Here is a 17,395-nt window from a genome sequence, read left to right on the forward strand (position 1 = left end):
CCGCGGACTCGCGGGGCGCCCTTCGTGCGTGTGGGCGTCAGATGTCGAGCGCGTCCAGCAGCGTCGCGTCCGCGGGGGTCGTGTCCGGCTGCTCCGGGTTGTCGAGCGTGCCGTCCCGCTTCGCCTTCCTCGCCGCCTTCTTCGCCGCCTTCTTCTTCGCACGGCGCTCCTTGCGGAGCTCCACCATCGCGTAGAGCGTCGGGACGAGCAGCAGCGTCAGCAGCGTCGAGGTGATCAGACCGCCGATCACCACCACCGCCAGCGGCTGGGCGATGAAACCGCCCTCGCCGGTGATGCCGAGCGCCATCGGAAGCAGCGCGAAGATCGTCGCCAGGGCCGTCATCAGGATCGGGCGCAGACGGTGGCGGCCGCCCTCGACGACCGCCTCGACGATGCCCAGGCCCTGCGAGCGGTACTGGTTGATCAGGTCGATCAGGACGATCGCGTTGGTGACCACGATGCCGATGAGCATCAGCATGCCGATCATCGCCGGGACGCCCATCGCCGTGCCCGTGAGCACGAGCAGACCGATCGCGCCGGTCGCCGCGAACGGGATCGACACCAGCAGGATCAGCGGCTGGACCAGGGACCTGAAGGTCGCGACCAGGAGCATGAAGACGATCGCGATCGCCGCGAGCATCGCCAGGCCCAGGTTGACGAACGCCTCGGACTGGTCCTCGGAGACACCGCCGATGGACGCGGTCGCGCCCTCCGGGAGGTCGAGCGCGTTGATCTTCGACTGGAGCGCCGTGCTGACCGCGCCGGTGTTGTCACCGGTCGGCTTGGCCGTGATCGTCGCGGCCCGCGAGCCGTCGATCCGGGTCATCGAGACCGGGCCCGGGACGAGCTTCACCTCGGCGATGTCGCCGAGCTTGACCGGGCCGAGCGGCAGCGCCTTCAGGCCCGCCATGGTGGTGGCCCGGTTCGCCGAGGTCAGGACGATGTCCCGCTCGGTGTCGTCGAGGATCGCCTTGCCGGCCGGGGTGCCGCGGACCGCCTGCGCGACGGCCGTACCGAGCGTCGTGTCGTCGAAGCCGAGGTCCGCCGCCTTCGCGTTGGCCTTGACGGAGATCCGCGGCACGGACTGCGACAGGTCGCTCTGGACGTCGGTGACGTCGTCGAGCCCGGCGACCTCGGCCTTGACCGCCTCGGACGCCTTCTTCAGGGTGGCGGCGTCGGAGGCCTTGACCACGACGCTCAGGTCCTGGCTGCCGAAGCCGTCGCCCGCCGCGATCGTCGTGTCGCCGATGCCGTCGAGCGTGCCGAGGGCCTCGTCGATGGCGTCGCGGGTCTTCTCGTACGACGCCGAGTCCTCCAGCGTCACCTGGTACGAGGCCTGGTTGGCGCCGGTGCCGCCGCCGAAGGCGGCCATGAAGCCCGAGGAGCCGACGGTGACCTGGTAGTCCTTCACGCCGTCGGTGGTCGAGAGGACCTTCTCGACCTTCTGCGCGGCCTGGTCGGCCGCCGCGAGGCTGGTGCCCGGAGCCAGCTCCTGCTTGATGCTCAGGACCTCCTGCTCGCCCTGGTCGAAGAAGTTGGTCTTCAGGAGCGGGGCCATGCCGAAGGTGCCGAGCAGGACGACGATCGCGATCGCCACGCTGGTGAGGCGGCGACGGGTCGCGAAGCGCAGGACCGGGACGTACAGCCGCTGCAGCCGGCTCCTGTTCTCCTTCTCCTCGGCTCGGCGCCGGGCCTCGTCCGGGTCCTCGGACGTGCCCTTGGGGGCGCGCAGGAACCAGTACGAGAGGACCGGGACGACTGTGAGCGAGACCAGGAGCGAGGCGAGCAGGGCCGCGGTGACCGTCAGGCTGAACGAGCCGAACAGCTCGCCGACCATGCCGCCGACCAGACCGATGGGCAGGAAGACCGCGACGGTGGTGAGCGTGGAGGAGGTCACGGCGCCCGCGACCTCGCGGACCGCCGTGAGGATCGCCGCCTGGCGCTCCTCCCCGTAGCCGAGGTGCCGCTTGATGTTCTCCAGGACCACGATCGAGTCGTCGACGACCCGGCCGATGGCGATGGTGAGGGCGCCCAGCGTCAGCATGTTGAGCGAGAGGTCGCGGGTCCACAGCACGATCAGGGCCAGGACGACCGAGAGCGGGATGGAGACCGCGGTCACCAGGGTGGAGCGGATCGAGGCGAGGAAGACCAGGATCACCAGGACGGCCATGACGAGGCCGAGCGCGCCCTCCGTGGTCAGACCGGAGATCGACTTGGAGACGGCGGGTCCCTGGTCGGAGACGACGGTCAGCTCGGCGCCCGCGCCGAGGTCCTTGCGGAGGTCGGGCAGCTTGTCCTGGACCGCCTCGGAGATGGCGACGGCGCTGCCGTCGTTGTCCATGGTGGCCATCACGGCGAGGCTGGCCTTGCCGTTCGTACGGGTGATGGAGACCCGGGAGGACTCCTCCTGCCGCACGTCGGCCACGTCGGCGAGGCGGACGGCCCGGCCCTTCTCGGGCTTGATGCGCAGGTCCTGGATCTGCTGGAGCGAGGTGAAGCCGCCGCCGACCTGGACCGTACGGCTCTTGCCGTCCTCGGAGAAGGAACCGGCCGGTACCGTTCCGCCGCCGGAGCGGATGGCCTCGGCGACCTTCACGGTGCTGAGGCCCGCCTTGGCCAGCTCGGCGTCGTCGGGGGTGACCGAGACCTGGAGGTCCTGGACGCCGTCGACCGAGACCTGGCCGACGCCGTCGATGTCCTCCAGGGCGGGGACGACCGTGCGCTCCAGCTGGGCGGCGAGCGCCTGCTGGTCCTTGTCGGAGGTGACGGCGAGGACGACGGTCGGGATGTCGTCGGTGGAACCGGCGACGACCTGCGGGTCGACACCGTCCGGGAGCGCCACGCGCGCCCGGTTCACGGCCTGCTGGACGTCGGCGACGAGCTGCTTGGTGCCCTCGTCCCCGTAGTCGAAGGTGGCCATGATGACGGCGTTGCCCTCGGAGGCGGTGGAGGTGACCCCCTTGATGCCGTCGACCGCCTTGATCGTGGACTCGAGCGGCTCGACGACCTGCTTCTCGACCACGTCGGGAGACGCGCCCTGGTAGGGGGCGAGGACCGAGACCATCGGGAGCTCGATCGACGGCAGCAGTTGCTGCTTCAGCTGCGGGATGGCTATCGCCCCGAAGACGATGGCGACGATGGACATCAGCCCGATCAGGGCCCGTTGCGCGAGGCTGAATCTGGACAGCCAGGACATGGGGTCTCTCTTCTGTGGCGTGCTCGGCAGGCGGGCGGTGATGGCTGCCCGCCTACACCATCAGCCATGGGAAGCGCCGGATCCTCGGCCCCCGGGTCCAAATCCTTATCCCGCGCATACCGCGTCTGGAGTACGCCGACGTACTCCCTCACTCCACCCTTGGACGTACCAGCCCCGACTCGTAGGCCGTGACCACCAACTGGGCCCGGTCCCGCGCGCCCAGTTTCGCCATGGCCCGGTTGACATGGGTCTTCACCGTGAGGGGGCTGACCTCCAGGCGTTCGGCGATCTCGTCGTTGGAGTGCCCGCCGGCGACGAGGACGAGGACCTCGCGTTCGCGGGTGGTGAGGGCCGCGAGCCGCTCGGAGTACCCCGGTGCGTCCTCGCCGCCCGCCGGGTCCGAACTGCCGCCCTGTGCCAGGAACTTGGCGATCAGTCCTTTGGTCGCGACGGGCGAGAGCAGGGCGTCCCCGGCGGCGGCGATACGGATGGCGTTGAGCAGTTCCTCCGGCTCCGCCCCTTTTCCGAGGAAGCCGGAGGCCCCGGCCCGGAGCGACTGCACGACGTACTCGTCCACCTCGAAGGTGGTCAGCATGACGATCCGTACGTCGGACAGCTCCGGGTCCGCGGTGATCAGCCGGGTGGCGGCGAGCCCGTCCGTACCCGGCATCCGGATGTCCATCAGGACGACGTCGGCCCGGGTGGAGCGGGCGAGCGCGACGGCCTCGGCCCCGTCCGCGGCCTCGGCGACGACCTCCATGTCCGGTTCGGAGTTCACGAGCACCTTGAAGGCGCTGCGGAGCAGGGCCTGGTCGTCGGCGAGCAGCACCCGGATGGTCATGTGTCCTCCCCCGTACGGGCCGTTGCGGGCAGTATCGCCTGGACCCGGAAGCCTCCGCCGTAGCGGGGTGCCGCGGTCAGGGTGCCGCCGAGGGCGGTGACGCGCTCCCGCATGCCGATCAGCCCGTGGCCGCCGGTGTCGGCGGCCGGCTCCTGCTGCGGCACGCCGTCGTCGAGGACCGTGATCTCAACGGTCCGGCCCACCCGGACGACGCTCACCTCGGCCTTGGCGTCCGGGCCCGCGTGCTTCTGCACGTTGGTCAGCGCCTCCTGGATGATCCGGTACGCGGCGAGGTCGACGGCCGCGGGGAGCGCTGCGTCCTCGCCGGCGCGCGCCAGCTCGACCGGCAGCCCGGCGTGGCGGAAGGTGGCGAGGAGCTCGTCGAGGACGGTGAGACCGGGGGCCGGCTCGGTGGGGGCCTCGGGGTCGCCGGACTGGCGCAGCAGGCCGACCGTGGCGCGCAGCTCGTTGAGGGCGGACCGGCTGGCGTCCCGGACGTGGGCCAGGGCCTCCTTGGCCTGGTCGGGCCGCTTGTCCATGACGTGGGCGGCGACTCCGGCCTGGACGTTGACCAGCGCGATGTGGTGGGCGACGACGTCGTGCAGATCACGGGCGATCCGCAGGCGTTCCTCGGCGACCCGGCGCTTGGCCTCCTCGTCCCGGGTCCGCTCGGCGCGCTCGGCCCGCTCGCGTATGGCGTCGACGAAGGCGCGCCTGCTGCGGACGGCGTCGCCCGCGGCCGCGGCCATGCCGGTCCAGGCGAAGATGCCCAGGTTCTCCTGGGCGTACCAGGGGGTGGGCCCGAAGAGCATCGCGGCGCAGGTCAGCACGGCCATCGTGATGAGGCCGACGCGCCAGGTGGTGGGGCGGTCGGTGCGGGAGGCGACCGTGAAGAGCGCGATGACGGCGCTCATCGTGACGGGGGCGGGGCTGTTGTCGGTGATCAGCTCGACGAGGGTGACACCGCCCGTGAAGGCGAGGACGGCGAGGGGGTCGCGGCGCCGCAGGACGAGGGCGCCGGCGCCGAGCACCATGAGGAGCACGCTGCTCGCGTCGGGAGTGCGGTCGCCGAAGGTGGGGCCGTTGGGGCTGCCGTGCGGGTCGGCGAAGGAGGCCGTGATCATGCAGGCGAGCACGCCGAGAGCGAGGGCCCCGTCGAAGGCGAGGGGGTGCGCCCGCAGCCACTGCCGGGCCCGCTGGAAGCCGCTGTCGAGGGTGGTCACGACAGGCAACGGTACGGGGTGCGACGCGCCGGTGCCCCGCTCCCTCCGCGGAGGGGGCGGGGCACCGGCGTGTTGGAGTCGTGCGGCTCAGCCCGGGATCAGTCCGTCGTCGGAGAGCATCTCGCGCACCTCTTCGAGGGTCGCGTCCGGCGCCGGCAGGATCAGTTCGGAGGGCTCAAGGGCGTCGTCGGGGAGTGGCTCGCCGATCCGGCGGACCTCGTCGAGCAACGCGGACAGAGTCCGGTGAAAGCCCTCGTCGTCCCCCGACTCCATCTCCGCGAGCAGGTCGTCGTCCAGCCTGTTCAGCTCGACGACGTGGCTGTCGGCCAGCTTCCACTGGCCCTCCCCCATGATCCGTACGATCATGACGCGTCCTTCGGGCTCGTCCCGCTCGCTACTGCTTGTCGAAGCGGGGGTGGGACTGCTGCTGGTCCTGCGGCGCGGCCGCGCCGTTGCCGCCCTCGATGGCCTGCTTCGAGGCCGAGGGGCCACCGGCCAGCTCCGCCTTCATCCGCTGGAGCTCCAGCTCGACGTCCGTACCGCCGGACAGCCGGTCCAGCTCGGCCTGGATGTCGTCCTTGGCCAGGCCCGACTGGTCGTCGAGCGCGCCCGAGGCGAGCAGCTCGTCGATCGCGCCGGCCCGCGCCTGGAGCTGGGCCGTCTTGTCCTCGGCGCGCTGGATGGCCACGCCGACGTCGCTCATCTCCTCCGAGATGCCGGAGAAGGACTCGGCGATACGGGTCTGCGCCTGGGCAGCCGTGTACGTCGCCTTGATCGTCTCCTTCTTCGTGCGGAAGGCGTCCACCTTGGCCTGCAGGCGCTGCGCGGCCAGGGTGAGCTTCTCCTCCTCGCCCTGCAGCGTCTGGTGCTGCACCTCCAGGTCGCTCACCTGCTGCTGGAGCGCCGCCCGCCGGGACAGCGCCTCGCGGGCCAGGTCCTCGCGGCCGAGCGCCAGCGCCTTGCGGCCCTGGTCCTCCAGCTTCGCGGACTGGCCCTGGAGCTGGTTCAGCTGCAGTTCGAGCCGCTTGCGCGAGGTCGCCACGTCGGCGACACCCCGCCGGACCTTCTGCAGCAGCTCCAGCTGCTTCTGGTAGGAGTAATCGAGGGTCTCGCGCGGATCCTCGGCCCGGTCAAGGGCCTTGTTTGCCTTCGCGCGGAAGATCATCCCCATACGCTTCATGACACCGCTCATGGGCTTCGCGCGCCCCCTTCTGACGGACTCGGCTCAAGCACTCCAACAGGATCCACAGTACGGGCCCTGTCTCCATTGACGCACTGTTCGGGGGCGGATGTGCTCCTCCCCAAGGACGAGTGCGAACGAGCTCTCTCCGGCCCAGGGAGTAGATGGACCTCGGGGAGACCGTGCGTGTCGTCCCTACGTACCCCCACAGACGCGGGCCGATACCAGATCGTTCCCGGCCGCACTGGGGTCCACACCCCCCACCACGTACCCTGGGCTCTGTGTTCCGTAGCCGTTCCAAGGAAGAGAAGGCCCCCACCGACAAGGTGACGGCGGACCTCTCCAAGCAGCCCCGCGACCCCGAGGCCCCCAAGGGCCGCCCGACCCCGAAGCGGAGTGACGCGCAGACCCAGCGCCGTCGCGCCGCGACGGTGCCGACCGACCGCAAGGAGGCCGCCAAGCGCCAGCGCGAGGCCCGCCGCTCCGACCTGGCCCGCCAGCGCGAGGCGCTGGCCAGTGGTGACGAGCGTTATCTGCCGGCCCGCGACAAGGGTCCGGTCCGCCGCTTCGTGCGTGACTTCGTCGACTCGCGCTTCGCCATCGCCGAGTTCTTCCTGCCGATGGCCGTGGTGATCCTCGTGCTGTCGATGATCCGCGTCCCGGTGCTGCAGAACGTCTCTCTGCTGCTCTGGCTCGGTGTGATCGTGATGATCGTCATCGACTCGATCGGCATCTGGCTCCGTCTGAAGAAGCAGCTCGCCGAGCGCTTCCCGAACGAGCCGAAGCGCGGTGCCGTGGCCTACGGCCTGATGCGTACGCTCCAGATGCGCCGACTGCGACTGCCGAAGCCGCAGGTCAAGCGCGGAGAGCGGCCCTGAGCGCGGACAGCTCCGAGTCCGGAACGGGTACGGGTGGCGGTCCCTTGCCGCCCGCCACCTCCCCGTGGCCGAGCGGGTACGGCGGGCTGCGCGAGACCGTCCGCCAGGAGCTCGTCGCGCGCCAGCTCGACGAGCAGATAGCCGGCCGCTACCCGGTGGGGCAGCGGCTGCGGATCCTCGACGCGGGCATGGGGCAGGGCACCCAGGCGCTGCGGCTGGCCCGGGCCGGTCACACGGTGACCGGTCTGGAGTCCGATCCCGAGCTGCTCAAGGCCGCCCGTGAGTCGCTGGCCACCGAGCCGGCCGGGATCCGTGAGCGGGTCCGGCTGATCGAGGGCGACGGCCGCGAGACGGGCGTGCACTTCCTGCCGGGCAGCTTCGACGTCGTGCTCTGCCACGGCGTGCTGATGTACGCGGACGAGCCGGACGCTCTCCTCGCGGGCCTCGCCCGGATGCTGGCGCCCGGCGGTCTGCTCTCCCTGGTCGTACGGAACGCCGACGCGCTGGCCATGCGGCCGGGTCTGGCCGGGGACTGGTCGGAGGCGCTGACCGGCTTCGAGTCGGACACGTACACCGACGGCAACGGGGTCAAGGTGCGGGCCGACCGGCTCGACGCGCTGACCTCGACTCTGGCGGGGATCGCCGCCCCGCTGCACGCCTGGTACGGCGTGCGGGTCTTCACCGACGGGGTGCCGGGCGAGGTGGGACTGCCGGCCGCCGAGGAGCTGGAGCGGCTGCTCGCCGCCGAGGACCGGGCCGGACGGTCCGAGCCGTACCGCAGGGTCGCGGCGCTGCTGCACCTGTGCGGGGTCCGGGGCTGACGCGCCGCGCGTCCCGCGCCCCCTGATCGGCCGCCTCCACCGAGCCGCCGGATCGGACGAACCCGATACTCCGGACATGGATGTCTCCCGTGTCCGACGCCTCCTTGTCCCGCTCACGGCCGGCGCCTGCGCGGCGGCCCTCGTCGCGGGCTGCTCCTCCGGCGCCGCGCCGCGGGCGGAGCCCTCCACCCAGGCCGGGGCCCCGGTCGTCGCCAACGAGCTCCAGGACGACTACCGGGCCGTGATCAAGGACGTTCTGCCGTCGGTCGTCCAGATCGACGCCACGGACAGCCTCGGCTCGGGGGTGGTCTACGACGACAAGGGACACATCGTCACCAACGCGCATGTGATCGGCGAGGAGCGGGCCTTCCAGGTCACGGCGGCGACGGGCAAGGAACCGATGCCGGCGCGGCTGGTCGCCACCTACCCCGAGCAGGACCTGGCCGTCATCAGGCTGGACTCCGTGCCGCAGGGGCTGAAGCCGGCGACGTTCGGCGACTCGGCCGAGGTCGACATGGGGCACATCGTGCTCGCGATGGGATCCCCGCTGGGGCTCTCCGGCAGCGTCACCCAGGGCATCGTCTCCGCGACCGGCCGCACGGTCAGCGAGGGCCGTACGGGCGGCGGTACGGGGGCGACCATCGGGAACATGGTCCAGACGTCGGCCGCGATCAATCCGGGCAACAGCGGGGGCGCGCTGGTCAATCTGGACGGGGAGGTCATCGGGATCCCGACGCTCGCGGCCGTCGATCCTGGGCTGGGCGGGGGTTCGGTGCCGGGGATCGGCTTCGCGATCCCGGTGTCGATGGTGCGGACGGTCGTCGACCAGATCATCAAGGACGGCAAGGTGACCGACTCCGGCCGGGCCGCCCTGGACATCACGGGACGGACGGTCCTCGACGACGCGTACGAGCCGTCGGGCGTCGCGGTGGTGGAGGCGCCGGCCGGCGGGGCGGCGGGCCGGGCGGGGATCAGGCCCGGCGACGTGATCACCCGGATCGGGGACGCGCCGGTCACGACGATCACCTCGCTCCAGGAGGCGCTGGCGTCGATGAAGCCGGGCGACCGGGTGGCGGTGGTGTACGAGCGGGGCGGGACCGAGGCCACGGCGCGGGTCACGCTCGGGGAGATCTGAACGGGAGGCCCCGGACCCCGCGGGGTCCGGGGCGCCCGGGCGTTCGGGGGCTCAGGCCTCCGCGGCCGAGCGGAGGGACATCCGGTAGATCTCGGTGTCGTCCTCGAAGAGCGTGACGTGCTCCGCTCCGCCCTCCAGGAGCTCCTTCCAGACCTCGCCGATCCAGGATTCGGCGTCGCCCTGGGTCGTCCACTCCTCCGGCTCCACCGCGGGAGCCGTCTCCGTGCCGTCGGGCTTCTCGAACCGCCACGTCCATGCCATGTCCGCCTCCTGAGGCTCACCGGATGATCGGTTTCCTGCCCGCAGCGTAGCCGGGCGCGCACCCCTTGCGGCGACGCGGGAGGATCAAGGGGTGGAACTGACTCTGCTCGGCACCGGCGCCCCCCTCGGGCTCCCCCGCCCCGAATGCCCCTGCGCGGTGTGCGCGACCTCCCGTGGTGACCGGGCGCGGGCCGCCACCGCGCTCCTCGTGGACGAGGCGCTGCTGCTCGATCTGACTCCGGGCGCCGCGCTGGCGGCGGCCCGGTCCGGGCATTCGCTGGTCGGTGTACGGCAGGTGCTGCTCACCCATCCGCACGACGGGCCCGCGGTGGAGGTGCCGGCCGGGCTGCCCGCGGCGGGCCGGGTGCCGGACGGCCGGGAGCTCACGCTGATCAGCGGGCACACGGTGCGGGCGGTGGCGATGGACTCCCCCGGTACGGGGTACGAGGTGACCTCGCCGGAGGGCGAGCGGCTGCTCTACCTGCCGCCGGGCGGCTCCCCGGCCGGTCTGCCGGACGATCACCGCCCGCCGTACGACATGGTCGTCGCGGACGTCACGGGGCGGCCGGACGCGCTGGCGCGGCTGCGGGCGACCGGGGCGGTCGGGGCGAGCACCGACGTGATCGCCGTCCATCTCGACCACGGCGTGCCGAACGGTGCCGAGCTGGACCGGCGGCTGGCGGCGGCCGGGGTGCGGGCGGTGCCGGACGGCACGACCCTGTACGTCGGCGAGTACCACGCCGTGCCCGACGTACCGCGCCGCACGCTGGTGACCGGCGGGGCGCGGTCGGGCAAGTCGGTGGAGGCCGAGCGGCGTCTGGAGACCTTCCCCGAGGTGCTGTACGTGGCGACCGGCGGGACGCGGGAGGGCGACCCGGAGTGGGCGCAGCGGGTGGCGGTGCACCGGGACCGCCGGCCGGGTTCCTGGCGTACCGCCGAGACCTGCGACCTCGTCCCGCTCCTGGCGGAGGCCGAGGGCCCGGCGCTGTTGATCGACTGCCTGTCGCTGTGGCTGACGGACGCGATGGACCAGGTGGGCGCCTGGGACGACGAGCGGTGGGCGGACGGCGGGCAGGAGGCGCTGCGCGAGCGGGTCGAGGAGCTGGTGGCGGCGGTCCGCGCCACGTCCCGTACGGTCGTTGCGGTCACCAACGAGGTGGGGTCGGGGGTGGTGCCGGCGACCTCGGCGGGGCGGCGCTTCCGGGACGAGCTGGGACGGCTGAACGCGGCCTTCGGCGACGAGTGCGAGCAGGTGCTCCTGGTCGCCGCGGGACAGGCTGTCGTGCTGCGCGGGTAGGGTGCGATCACCCATGGCCGGCCGACGTCACGAGGAAGAGCCTTGAACCTGGACGACTTCTCCGATCTGATCGAGCGCCCCGACGGCGGGGTGCGGCGCGACGCCGAGGAACGCCGGGAGCGGCTGATCGTTCCGCCCGGTGCGCTCGGCCGGCTCGACGAACTCGGCGAGTGGCTCTCGGCGGCGCAGGGTTCGGTCAAGGTGCGGGCGATCGAGCAGCCGAAGGTGGTGCTCTTCGCGGGCGACCACGGGGTGGCCTCGCTCGGCGTGTCGGGCCGCCCGGCCGGCACCGCGCACGAGCTGGTCCGCTCGGTGCTCGACGGGGGGAGCCCGGTCGCGGTGCTCGCCCGCAGCGCGCGGGTGCCGGTTCGGGTGGTGGACGCCGGTCTGGACTGCGACCCGGAGCTGCTGCCCGCCGAGGTGGTACGGCACCGGGTGCGGCGCGGCAGCGGCCGGATCGACATCGAGAACGCGCTGACCTCCGAGGAGACCGAGGCGGCGATCCGGCTCGGTATGGCGATCGCCGACGAGGAGGCCGACTCGGGCACCGACCTGGTCGTGCTGGGCGATCTGAGCGTGGGCGGCACGACGCCGGCCTCGGCGCTGGTCGCGGCCCTGTGCGGGACGGACGCCTCGGTGGTCACCGGGCGGGGCGGCGCGGGCATCGACGATCTCGCCTGGATGCGCAAGTGCGCGGCGATCCGGGACTCGCTGCGGCGCGCCCGGCCGGTCCTGGGCGACCAGCTGGAGCTGCTCGCCGCGGTCGGCGGGGCGGATCTGGCGGCGATGACGGGCTTCCTGCTGCAGAGCGCCGTGCGCCGGATGCCGGTGGTCCTGGACGGTGTGGTGGCGGCGGCCTGTGCGCTGGTGGCGCAGCGGGCGGCGTTCCGGGCGCCGGACTGGTGGCTGGCGGGCCAGGTGAGCGGCGAGCCGGCGCAGGCGAAGGCGCTGGACCGGATGGCGCTCAACCCGCTGCTCGACCACGGCGTCACTGTGGGAGAGGGAACCGGGGCTCTGCTCGCTCTTCCCCTCGTCCAGGCCGCCGCCGCACTGGCCGCGGAGTTGCCCGAGCGACCGGAACCGACCATTCCGGAGGACGCTGCGGGCGGCGTTCCCGACGAGGAGAGCTAGACGGATCACGGCGCCGGAAGCGGCTTCTCCCCAGGGCTTCGTCCTGGGAGCCCATCGCACGGATGGCCGCTTCCGGCGCCCCGCCATGGCAAGCGACGCCCCATATGATCGCTTTTCATGGGAGAGGTCCGTTTGTCCACCGAAGGAACGCCCCGGGGCACCGTCCGTTCGCGGCGCAGCGCCGCGTTCGCCGTCTGGTACCTGCGCGCCGTCACGTTCATCAACTTCCTGAGCGCCGTCTGGGTCTCGCTGGGCCAGGACCTCCGGCGGCACAACACGGACGACTACTTCACGCCGTACCTGCTGACCGCGGGCTTCGCCTCGGGCGTCTTCACGCTCTTCCTGGCGATCACCATGCGCCGCCGCAAGCGCGCCGCATGGATCCTCAACATCGTCCTCAGCGGACTCTTCCTGCTGCTCTTCGCCGTGGCGATGGCCTTCCCGGAGATCCGGCAGCACGCGCAGAACTGGATCTCGCTCGTCCTGACCGCCGCGTTCGTCCTCGCGCTGGTCCTCGGCCGCAGGGAGTTCTACGCGAAGGGCGACCGCTCCAACCCGCTGCTCGCCGCCGCCGTCGCGGTCGGCGGCCTCCTGGTCACCTCGCTGATCGCCGCGTTCCTGGTCACCGTCACCAACACCTCGGCCGGGACCTCCACGTTCCTGGAGCGCTGGCGGTACGGCGTGATGCGGCTGATCACCCTGGCCGCCGACGACGCGCGCTTCGACGGCATCGCCACGCCCGGCTGGGTCGACGTCACCATCAACGTGCTGTCCACGCTGCTGATCATCGCCGTGCTGTACGCCGCGTTCCGCTCCCGGCGGGCCGTCGACCCGCTCACCGACGACGACGAGGAGAGGCTGCGGGCGCTCCTCGACAAGTACGGCGACCGCGACTCGCTCGGCTACTTCGCACTGCGCCGCGAGAAGAGCGTCGTGTGGTCCCCCAGCCAGAAGGCCGCCGTCGCCTACCGGGTCGTCGGCGGGGTCTCGCTCGCCTCCGGGGACCCCATCGGCGACCCCGAGGCCTGGCCCGGCGCCATCGAGCCGTGGCTCGCCGAGGCCCGCGAACACGGCTGGATCCCGGCCGTGATGGGCGCGAGCGAGGAGGCCGGCACCATCTACGCCCGGCACGGCCTTGACGCCCTGGAGCTGGGCGACGAGGCGATCGTGGAGACCGACGAGTTCACCCTCGACGGCCGGGCCATGCGGAGCGTCCGGCAGGCGTTCAACCGGGTCAAGCGGGCCGGGTACGAGGTGCGGATCCGGCGCCACGAGGACATCCCCGCCGACGAGATGGACGACCTCCTCCGCAAGGCCGACGACTGGCGCGACGGGGCCACCGAACGGGGATTCTCCATGGCCCTCGGCCGGCTCGGCGACCCGCGCGACGGCCGGTGCGTGATGCTGGAGTGCAGGGACGGCGGCGAAGGGGACGGTGGGGGCGAACTCCGCGCGGTGCTCTCCTTCGTCCCCTGGGGCCCCAAGGGGCTCTCGCTCGACCTGATGCGCCGTGACCGGGACTCCGAGAACGGCCTGATGGAGTTCATGGTCATCGAACTCCTCCAGCGCGCCGAGGAGATCGGGATCACTCAGGTCTCGCTGAACTTCGCGATGTTCCGGTCCGTCTTCGAACGCGGCTCGAAGCTCGGGGCGGGACCCGTGCTGCGGATGTGGCGTTCGCTGCTCAGCTTCTTCTCCCGCTGGTGGCAGATCGAGTCGCTGTACCGCGCCAACGCCAAGTACCGACCGATCTGGGAGCCCCGTTTCATGCTCTTCGAGAAGAGCGCCGACCTGCTGCGGATCGGCCTCGCCGCCGGGCGCGCCGAAGGCTTCCTGGAGGCCCCGGGCCTCCCGAAGTGGATGCACCGCAAACACCTGGAGGGCAAGCGGTGAGATCCGCCCTCAAGGAGTTCGCGCGCCGCGAGTGGGGGCCGCTGTACACCGCCGTACGGGCCGCGCTCGTCACGAAGAAGTGGAGGGCCGTCCCCCTGACCCTGGGCGCCGTCTGCCTCACGGCGCTCTTCCAGCTCGTGCAGAACCAGGACTGGGGCTACCAGCCGGTCCAGAACATCGGCTCGGTGCGCGCCGAGGACCCCCTGTGGCTCGCCCTGCTGCGCACCCCGCTCTCCCTCTTCGTACCCGCCCTCGACCTGCCGGTGTGGGGCGCGCTCGCGCAGATCCTGCTGGTCTTCGGCATCGCCGAGATCTGTCTGGGCCGGTGGCGGACGCTCGCCGTCGCCTATCTGTCGACGCTGGCCGGGACGCTGTACGCGCGGGTCGGCATCGCGCTCGGCCCGGACGGTCCGCTGGGACTGCCCGCCTCCGACGCGCAGGTCGTCGACACCGGACCGTCGGCGGCCGTGGTCGGCCTCGCCGTGTACGTCTGCCGGCGCTACCGGGCCCGGTGGACCGGGCTGCTCGTGGTCGTCGCGATGGTGGTGGAGGTGCTGGTCAAGCCCAATCTGGCGGGCAAGGAGCACCTCGCGGCGATCGCCGCCGTGCTGCTGCTCGTGGCGTTCACGGCGTGGCGCGAGCGCCGTCAGCCCCCGCCGCCGGACCCCGGGCCGGAACCGCGCCCGGGCACCCGCTCCTGGAAGCCGCCGATCAGGTCCTGAGACCGCCGGCGGATGCGGTCCCAGCGCCGGTCGTGGCGGTAGGTGCGCAGCCGGGACCTGGCGCGGGCCCGGTGGCGGCGGCGGTAGAGGCGCTTCGACCACCAGGAGCCGGGCCGGGCGAGCCGTACGGCCCCGATGATCGCGACGAAGGGCACCAGGGTCCCGAGCACCGCGAGCCGGAACTTCCCCTTCACCAGGGTGATCAGGACGAAGAGGAAGTTCACCACGAGGGTGAGGACGAGGGTCGCCCGGTTCTGGCGCTCGTCGGGGGTCAGTTCGTTGACGCCGAGCGGTGAGAAGCCGCCGAGGACCAGCATCACCAGGGCGGCGGTCAGGACGACGACCTCGACGCTCTTGCGGCCCTGGTCGCTCCAGTAGACGTCGTCGAGGTGGAGGATCAGCGCGAACTCGTCGAGGACGAGGCCCGCGCCCACCCCGAAGACCGCGGCGAAGACAGAGGCGGTGACGCCCTCCCGGCCGCTGGCGACCGCGCCGAAGCCGCCGACGACGGTGAGGACGACGCCCGGCACGACGTGGTGGATATGCAGCCCGCCGGCGGCCTTCACATTGCCGAACGGACCCTTCCCCGCCCGGATCATCCGGACGATCGTCCGCGTGACCAGGAAGGTCACCACGAAGGAGAACAGGGCGATGAGCAGCGGGAGCTTCCCGGGCTCGACGAAGTTGACGTAGAACCAGTGACCCATGCCACCCGCCTCCGATATGTACCTGATGCGCAATTTACAATGTCAGGCTCTGCCTTACCCTGCCCGGATGGACGGCCTGCGTTTCGCCTTCGGCACCCTCACGGTGCTCCCCGCCCGCATCACCCGCTGGGACAGGGACGCGGCGCGGGCCGGCATGCTCTGGGCGCCGTTCGCCGGCCTCGTCGTCGGGCTGCTCTCCGCCGCGCTCGGCGCGGCGCTCCTGCTGCTCGGCGCCGGTCCGCTGCTCGCGGCCGTCGCGACGGCGGCCGTACCGGCGCTGCTGACCCGCGGTCTGCACCTGGACGGACTCGCGGACACCGCGGACGGGCTCGGCAGCGCGAAGCCCGCCGAGGACGCGCTGCGCATCATGAAGCAGTCGGACATCGGCCCGTTCGGTGTGATCGTGCTGCTCTTCGTCCTGCTCGCCCAGGTGGCCGCGCTCTACCGGCTGTACGAGGAGGGCTGGGCGTACGGCACGGTCGCGGCCGTGCTCGCGGCGACCGTCGCCCGCCTCGCCCTCACCCACGCCTCCCGCGAGGGCATCCCGGCGGCCCGCCCGGAGGGTCTCGGCGCGATGGTCGCCTCCACGGTCCCGGCCCGCGACGCGGCCCTGGTCACCGCGGCCGTCCTGGTGACCTGCGCCGCGGCGGGCGCGCTGTTCTCCCCGTACGACGCCCTGCGCCACGTCCTCGCGGCGGGCGCGGGCCTCGCGGCGGCGGCGCTCCTGCTGCGCCGCTGTGTACGGAGGTTCGGCGGCGTGACCGGAGACGTGTTCGGGGCGGTGGAGGAGGCGACGGCCACGGTGGTGCTCGTCGCGCTGACGCTGGGGTGATCCATTCGTGACGCGCCGGAGGGCAACCATCCGCGCGTACGCCCGGTCATGAAGGCGTGATCCAACGCCGTTCCCGTACCGCCGCCGCGCTCGTCGCCGCCGCCTCCCTGCTCCTCACCGCCTGTGGCGGGGGTGACGAAGAGGGTGCCGCGCCGAAGCCGAAGCACCCGGTCTTCGACCAGCCGCTCGACCGCCAGGTCCTCCTGGCGCTGCGCCGGACGCAGGAGGCGGACGCGAGCTTCACCCAGACGCTCACCTTCGCGTCGAAGAAGGGCCGGGCCGTGCAGACGGTCACCGGCAAGCTCGACTTCGCGAAGGGCGTGGGCGAGGCGACGGTGACGTGGCGGATCCCCAAGGCGTTCGACGCGGAGGCGAAGGACGTCCTCCTCGGCCGGACACCCGGCCGCGCCTTCGGCGACACCTCGGGGAGCTATCTGATCGACCGCGACCGGATCCGCTACCGCGCCCGGTCCTCGGGGTACTGGATCACCTACAGCGCCGCCGACACCCTCGGGCTCGCCGGCTCCGACCGCGTCGCGCACCTGCGTGGCACCGAGAGCCCGGTCGGCGGCATGCTCCTGGAGGGTGTGAGCGGCGCGGAGGCGTCGGGGCAGCACGCCGTCGCAGGCGGCCGCACCTACCGGGCCCAGCTGCCGAACGCCGTGACACAGGACTTGTTCCCGAGCGACGTGAACCGCGCGCTGAGCACCCCCCTGGGCCGTACCGCCGTGCGCGAGGCCGGGCATCCCCTGACGGTGTCCGTGGACGCCGAGGGCCGGATCACGCACAGCCGGGCGGACCTCACCCGGCTCCTCGGGAAGGACGGGGTCTTCGCGGACATGACCTCGCTGACGATGGAGCTCGCCCTGAGCCGGCACGGCGCGTCGCGGCCCGCCACGGCCCCCAGGGGGAAGCTGGTCCGCTCCACCGACGCCGTGCTGCCCGTGGCCGAGGTGAAGACCGGCGGCTGCGTCGACTTCAACACCGGCCAGCGGGACATGGGCACGGTGGTGGCCGTGGACTGCGAGGAGCCCCACGACGGGCGCGTGTGGGCCCAGAAGTCGCTGGGTGAGCGCCGGTATCCGGGCGCGTCCGCCGCGCGCTCCGCGGCCCGCGCCGCCTGCCGCGGAGCCTACGACGCGGCGTCGTCCCGCTGGACGGACGAGTCCGTCGAGGACGACCGCTACTGGTACATGTGGTCGGGCGAGCGCGACTGGGACGAGGCCGGCGAGGGCCGTGTCACCTGCTACGTCGTCACCCGCAAGGGCGCGGTCTAGG

16 protein-coding genes are annotated in these 17,395 nt (G+C 72.3%); 9 read left to right on the forward strand and 7 right to left on the reverse strand.

Translation table 11 applies throughout. From position 1 onward, the window contains the following. Nucleotides 1-37: 37 nt before the first annotated feature. The 5 genes from M5362_RS19455 to M5362_RS19475 form a co-directional block, all read right to left on the reverse strand. Entirely contained in the window at nt 38-3,196 is a 3,159-nt protein-coding gene (locus tag M5362_RS19455) for an efflux RND transporter permease subunit (protein WP_260228871.1), read from the reverse strand. A gap of 148 nt (nt 3,197-3,344) precedes the next feature. Further along, nucleotides 3,345-4,037 (reverse strand): response regulator transcription factor, encoded by a 693-nt coding sequence (locus M5362_RS19460; RefSeq protein WP_260228872.1) that lies wholly within the window; start codon nt 4,035-4,037, stop codon nt 3,345-3,347. Then, nucleotides 4,034-5,260, reverse strand: coding sequence for a sensor histidine kinase (locus M5362_RS19465; protein ID WP_260228873.1), 1,227 nt, complete (start codon nt 5,258-5,260; stop codon nt 4,034-4,036). Before M5362_RS19465 ends, M5362_RS19460 begins: the two co-directional genes overlap by 4 nt. A gap of 87 nt (nt 5,261-5,347) precedes the next feature. Further along, nucleotides 5,348-5,626: a hypothetical protein gene (locus M5362_RS19470; protein WP_260228874.1), complete on the reverse strand. Its 279-nt coding sequence runs from the start codon at nt 5,624-5,626 to the stop codon at nt 5,348-5,350. Nucleotides 5,627-5,654: 28 nt separating this feature from the next. Beyond that, entirely contained in the window at nt 5,655-6,452 is a 798-nt protein-coding gene (locus M5362_RS19475; protein WP_260228875.1) for a PspA/IM30 family protein, read from the reverse strand. Nucleotides 6,453-6,721: 269 nt separating this feature from the next. Here M5362_RS19475 and M5362_RS19480 point away from each other — a divergent pair, with 269 nt between their 5' ends. The 3 genes from M5362_RS19480 to M5362_RS19490 all read left to right on the forward strand — a co-directional run bounded on the left by M5362_RS19480 (nt 6,722) and on the right by M5362_RS19490 (nt 9,274). Continuing rightward, nucleotides 6,722-7,318, forward strand: a complete 597-nt coding sequence (locus M5362_RS19480) for a DUF3043 domain-containing protein (RefSeq protein WP_260228876.1) — start codon at nt 6,722-6,724, stop codon at nt 7,316-7,318. Between the two features lie 44 nt (nt 7,319-7,362). After that, on the forward strand, nt 7,363-8,139 hold the full coding sequence (locus M5362_RS19485; protein WP_260228877.1) for a methyltransferase domain-containing protein: 777 nt from the start codon (nt 7,363-7,365) through the stop codon (nt 8,137-8,139). A 76-nt stretch (nt 8,140-8,215) separates the two neighbouring features. Beyond that, a complete protein-coding gene (locus tag M5362_RS19490) occupies nt 8,216-9,274 on the forward strand; it encodes a S1C family serine protease (protein ID WP_260228879.1) in 1,059 nt (352 codons plus the stop codon). Between the two features lie 51 nt (nt 9,275-9,325). Here M5362_RS19490 and M5362_RS19495 read toward each other — a convergent pair whose 3' ends face one another. Then, nucleotides 9,326-9,535, reverse strand: a complete 210-nt coding sequence (locus M5362_RS19495; protein ID WP_260228880.1) for a hypothetical protein — start codon at nt 9,533-9,535, stop codon at nt 9,326-9,328. A gap of 91 nt (nt 9,536-9,626) precedes the next feature. Here M5362_RS19495 and M5362_RS19500 point away from each other — a divergent pair, with 91 nt between their 5' ends. From M5362_RS19500 to M5362_RS19515, 4 genes are all read left to right on the forward strand, one after another. Then, the gene (locus M5362_RS19500) at nt 9,627-10,832 is read left to right on the forward strand and encodes a bifunctional adenosylcobinamide kinase/adenosylcobinamide-phosphate guanylyltransferase (protein ID WP_260228881.1); all 1,206 of its coding nucleotides are present in this window, start codon (nt 9,627-9,629) and stop codon (nt 10,830-10,832) included. 42 nt (nt 10,833-10,874) lie between these two features. Beyond that, nucleotides 10,875-11,963, forward strand: a complete 1,089-nt coding sequence (gene cobT, locus M5362_RS19505; RefSeq protein WP_260228882.1) for a nicotinate-nucleotide--dimethylbenzimidazole phosphoribosyltransferase — start codon at nt 10,875-10,877, stop codon at nt 11,961-11,963. Between the two features lie 117 nt (nt 11,964-12,080). Then, nucleotides 12,081-13,856 (forward strand): phosphatidylglycerol lysyltransferase domain-containing protein, encoded by a 1,776-nt coding sequence (locus M5362_RS19510; RefSeq protein WP_260228883.1) that lies wholly within the window; start codon nt 12,081-12,083, stop codon nt 13,854-13,856. Next, nucleotides 13,853-14,578, forward strand: coding sequence for a hypothetical protein (locus M5362_RS19515; RefSeq protein ID WP_260228884.1), 726 nt, complete (start codon nt 13,853-13,855; stop codon nt 14,576-14,578). Before M5362_RS19510 ends, M5362_RS19515 begins: the two co-directional genes overlap by 4 nt. Here the strand turns inward: M5362_RS19515 and M5362_RS19520 are convergent. Beyond that, nucleotides 14,503-15,285 carry a hypothetical protein gene (locus M5362_RS19520; RefSeq protein WP_260228885.1) on the reverse strand — a complete coding sequence of 261 codons (783 nt, stop codon included), beginning with the start codon at nt 15,283-15,285 and terminating at the stop codon, nt 14,503-14,505. The genes M5362_RS19515 and M5362_RS19520 overlap by 76 nt on opposite strands. A gap of 67 nt (nt 15,286-15,352) precedes the next feature. Between M5362_RS19520 and cobS the strand changes: the two genes are divergently transcribed. Then, nucleotides 15,353-16,117 carry an adenosylcobinamide-GDP ribazoletransferase gene (gene cobS / locus M5362_RS19525; RefSeq protein ID WP_260228886.1) on the forward strand — a complete coding sequence of 255 codons (765 nt, stop codon included), beginning with the start codon at nt 15,353-15,355 and terminating at the stop codon, nt 16,115-16,117. Nucleotides 16,118-16,173: 56 nt separating this feature from the next. Beyond that, nucleotides 16,174-17,394 carry a septum formation family protein gene (locus M5362_RS33180; protein WP_260228887.1) on the forward strand — a complete coding sequence of 407 codons (1,221 nt, stop codon included), beginning with the start codon at nt 16,174-16,176 and terminating at the stop codon, nt 17,392-17,394. Nucleotide 17,395: the final 1 nt, after the last annotated feature.

Origin of the sequence: Streptomyces sp. Je 1-79 (assembly GCF_025195125.1) — a bacterium.
Classification (GTDB): Bacteria; Actinomycetota; Actinomycetes; order Streptomycetales; family Streptomycetaceae; genus Streptomyces.

Coding starts and splice junctions, on each gene's coding strand:
- M5362_RS19455 (WP_260228871.1), bottom strand. CDS start 3,196: ATGTCCTGGCTGTCCAGATTCAGCCTCGCGCAACGGGCCCTGATCGGG.
- M5362_RS19460 (WP_260228872.1), bottom strand. CDS start 4,037: ATGACCATCCGGGTGCTGCTCGCCGACGACCAGGCCCTGCTCCGCAGC.
- M5362_RS19470 (WP_260228874.1), bottom strand. CDS start 5,626: ATGATCGTACGGATCATGGGGGAGGGCCAGTGGAAGCTGGCCGACAGC.
- M5362_RS19475 (WP_260228875.1), bottom strand. CDS start 6,452: ATGAGCGGTGTCATGAAGCGTATGGGGATGATCTTCCGCGCGAAGGCA.
- M5362_RS19490 (WP_260228879.1), top strand. CDS start 8,216: ATGGATGTCTCCCGTGTCCGACGCCTCCTTGTCCCGCTCACGGCCGGC.
- M5362_RS19495 (WP_260228880.1), bottom strand. CDS start 9,535: ATGGCATGGACGTGGCGGTTCGAGAAGCCCGACGGCACGGAGACGGCT.
- M5362_RS19510 (WP_260228883.1), top strand. CDS start 12,081: ATGGGAGAGGTCCGTTTGTCCACCGAAGGAACGCCCCGGGGCACCGTC.
- M5362_RS19520 (WP_260228885.1), bottom strand. CDS start 15,285: ATGGGTCACTGGTTCTACGTCAACTTCGTCGAGCCCGGGAAGCTCCCG.
- cobS (WP_260228886.1), top strand. CDS start 15,353: ATGGACGGCCTGCGTTTCGCCTTCGGCACCCTCACGGTGCTCCCCGCC.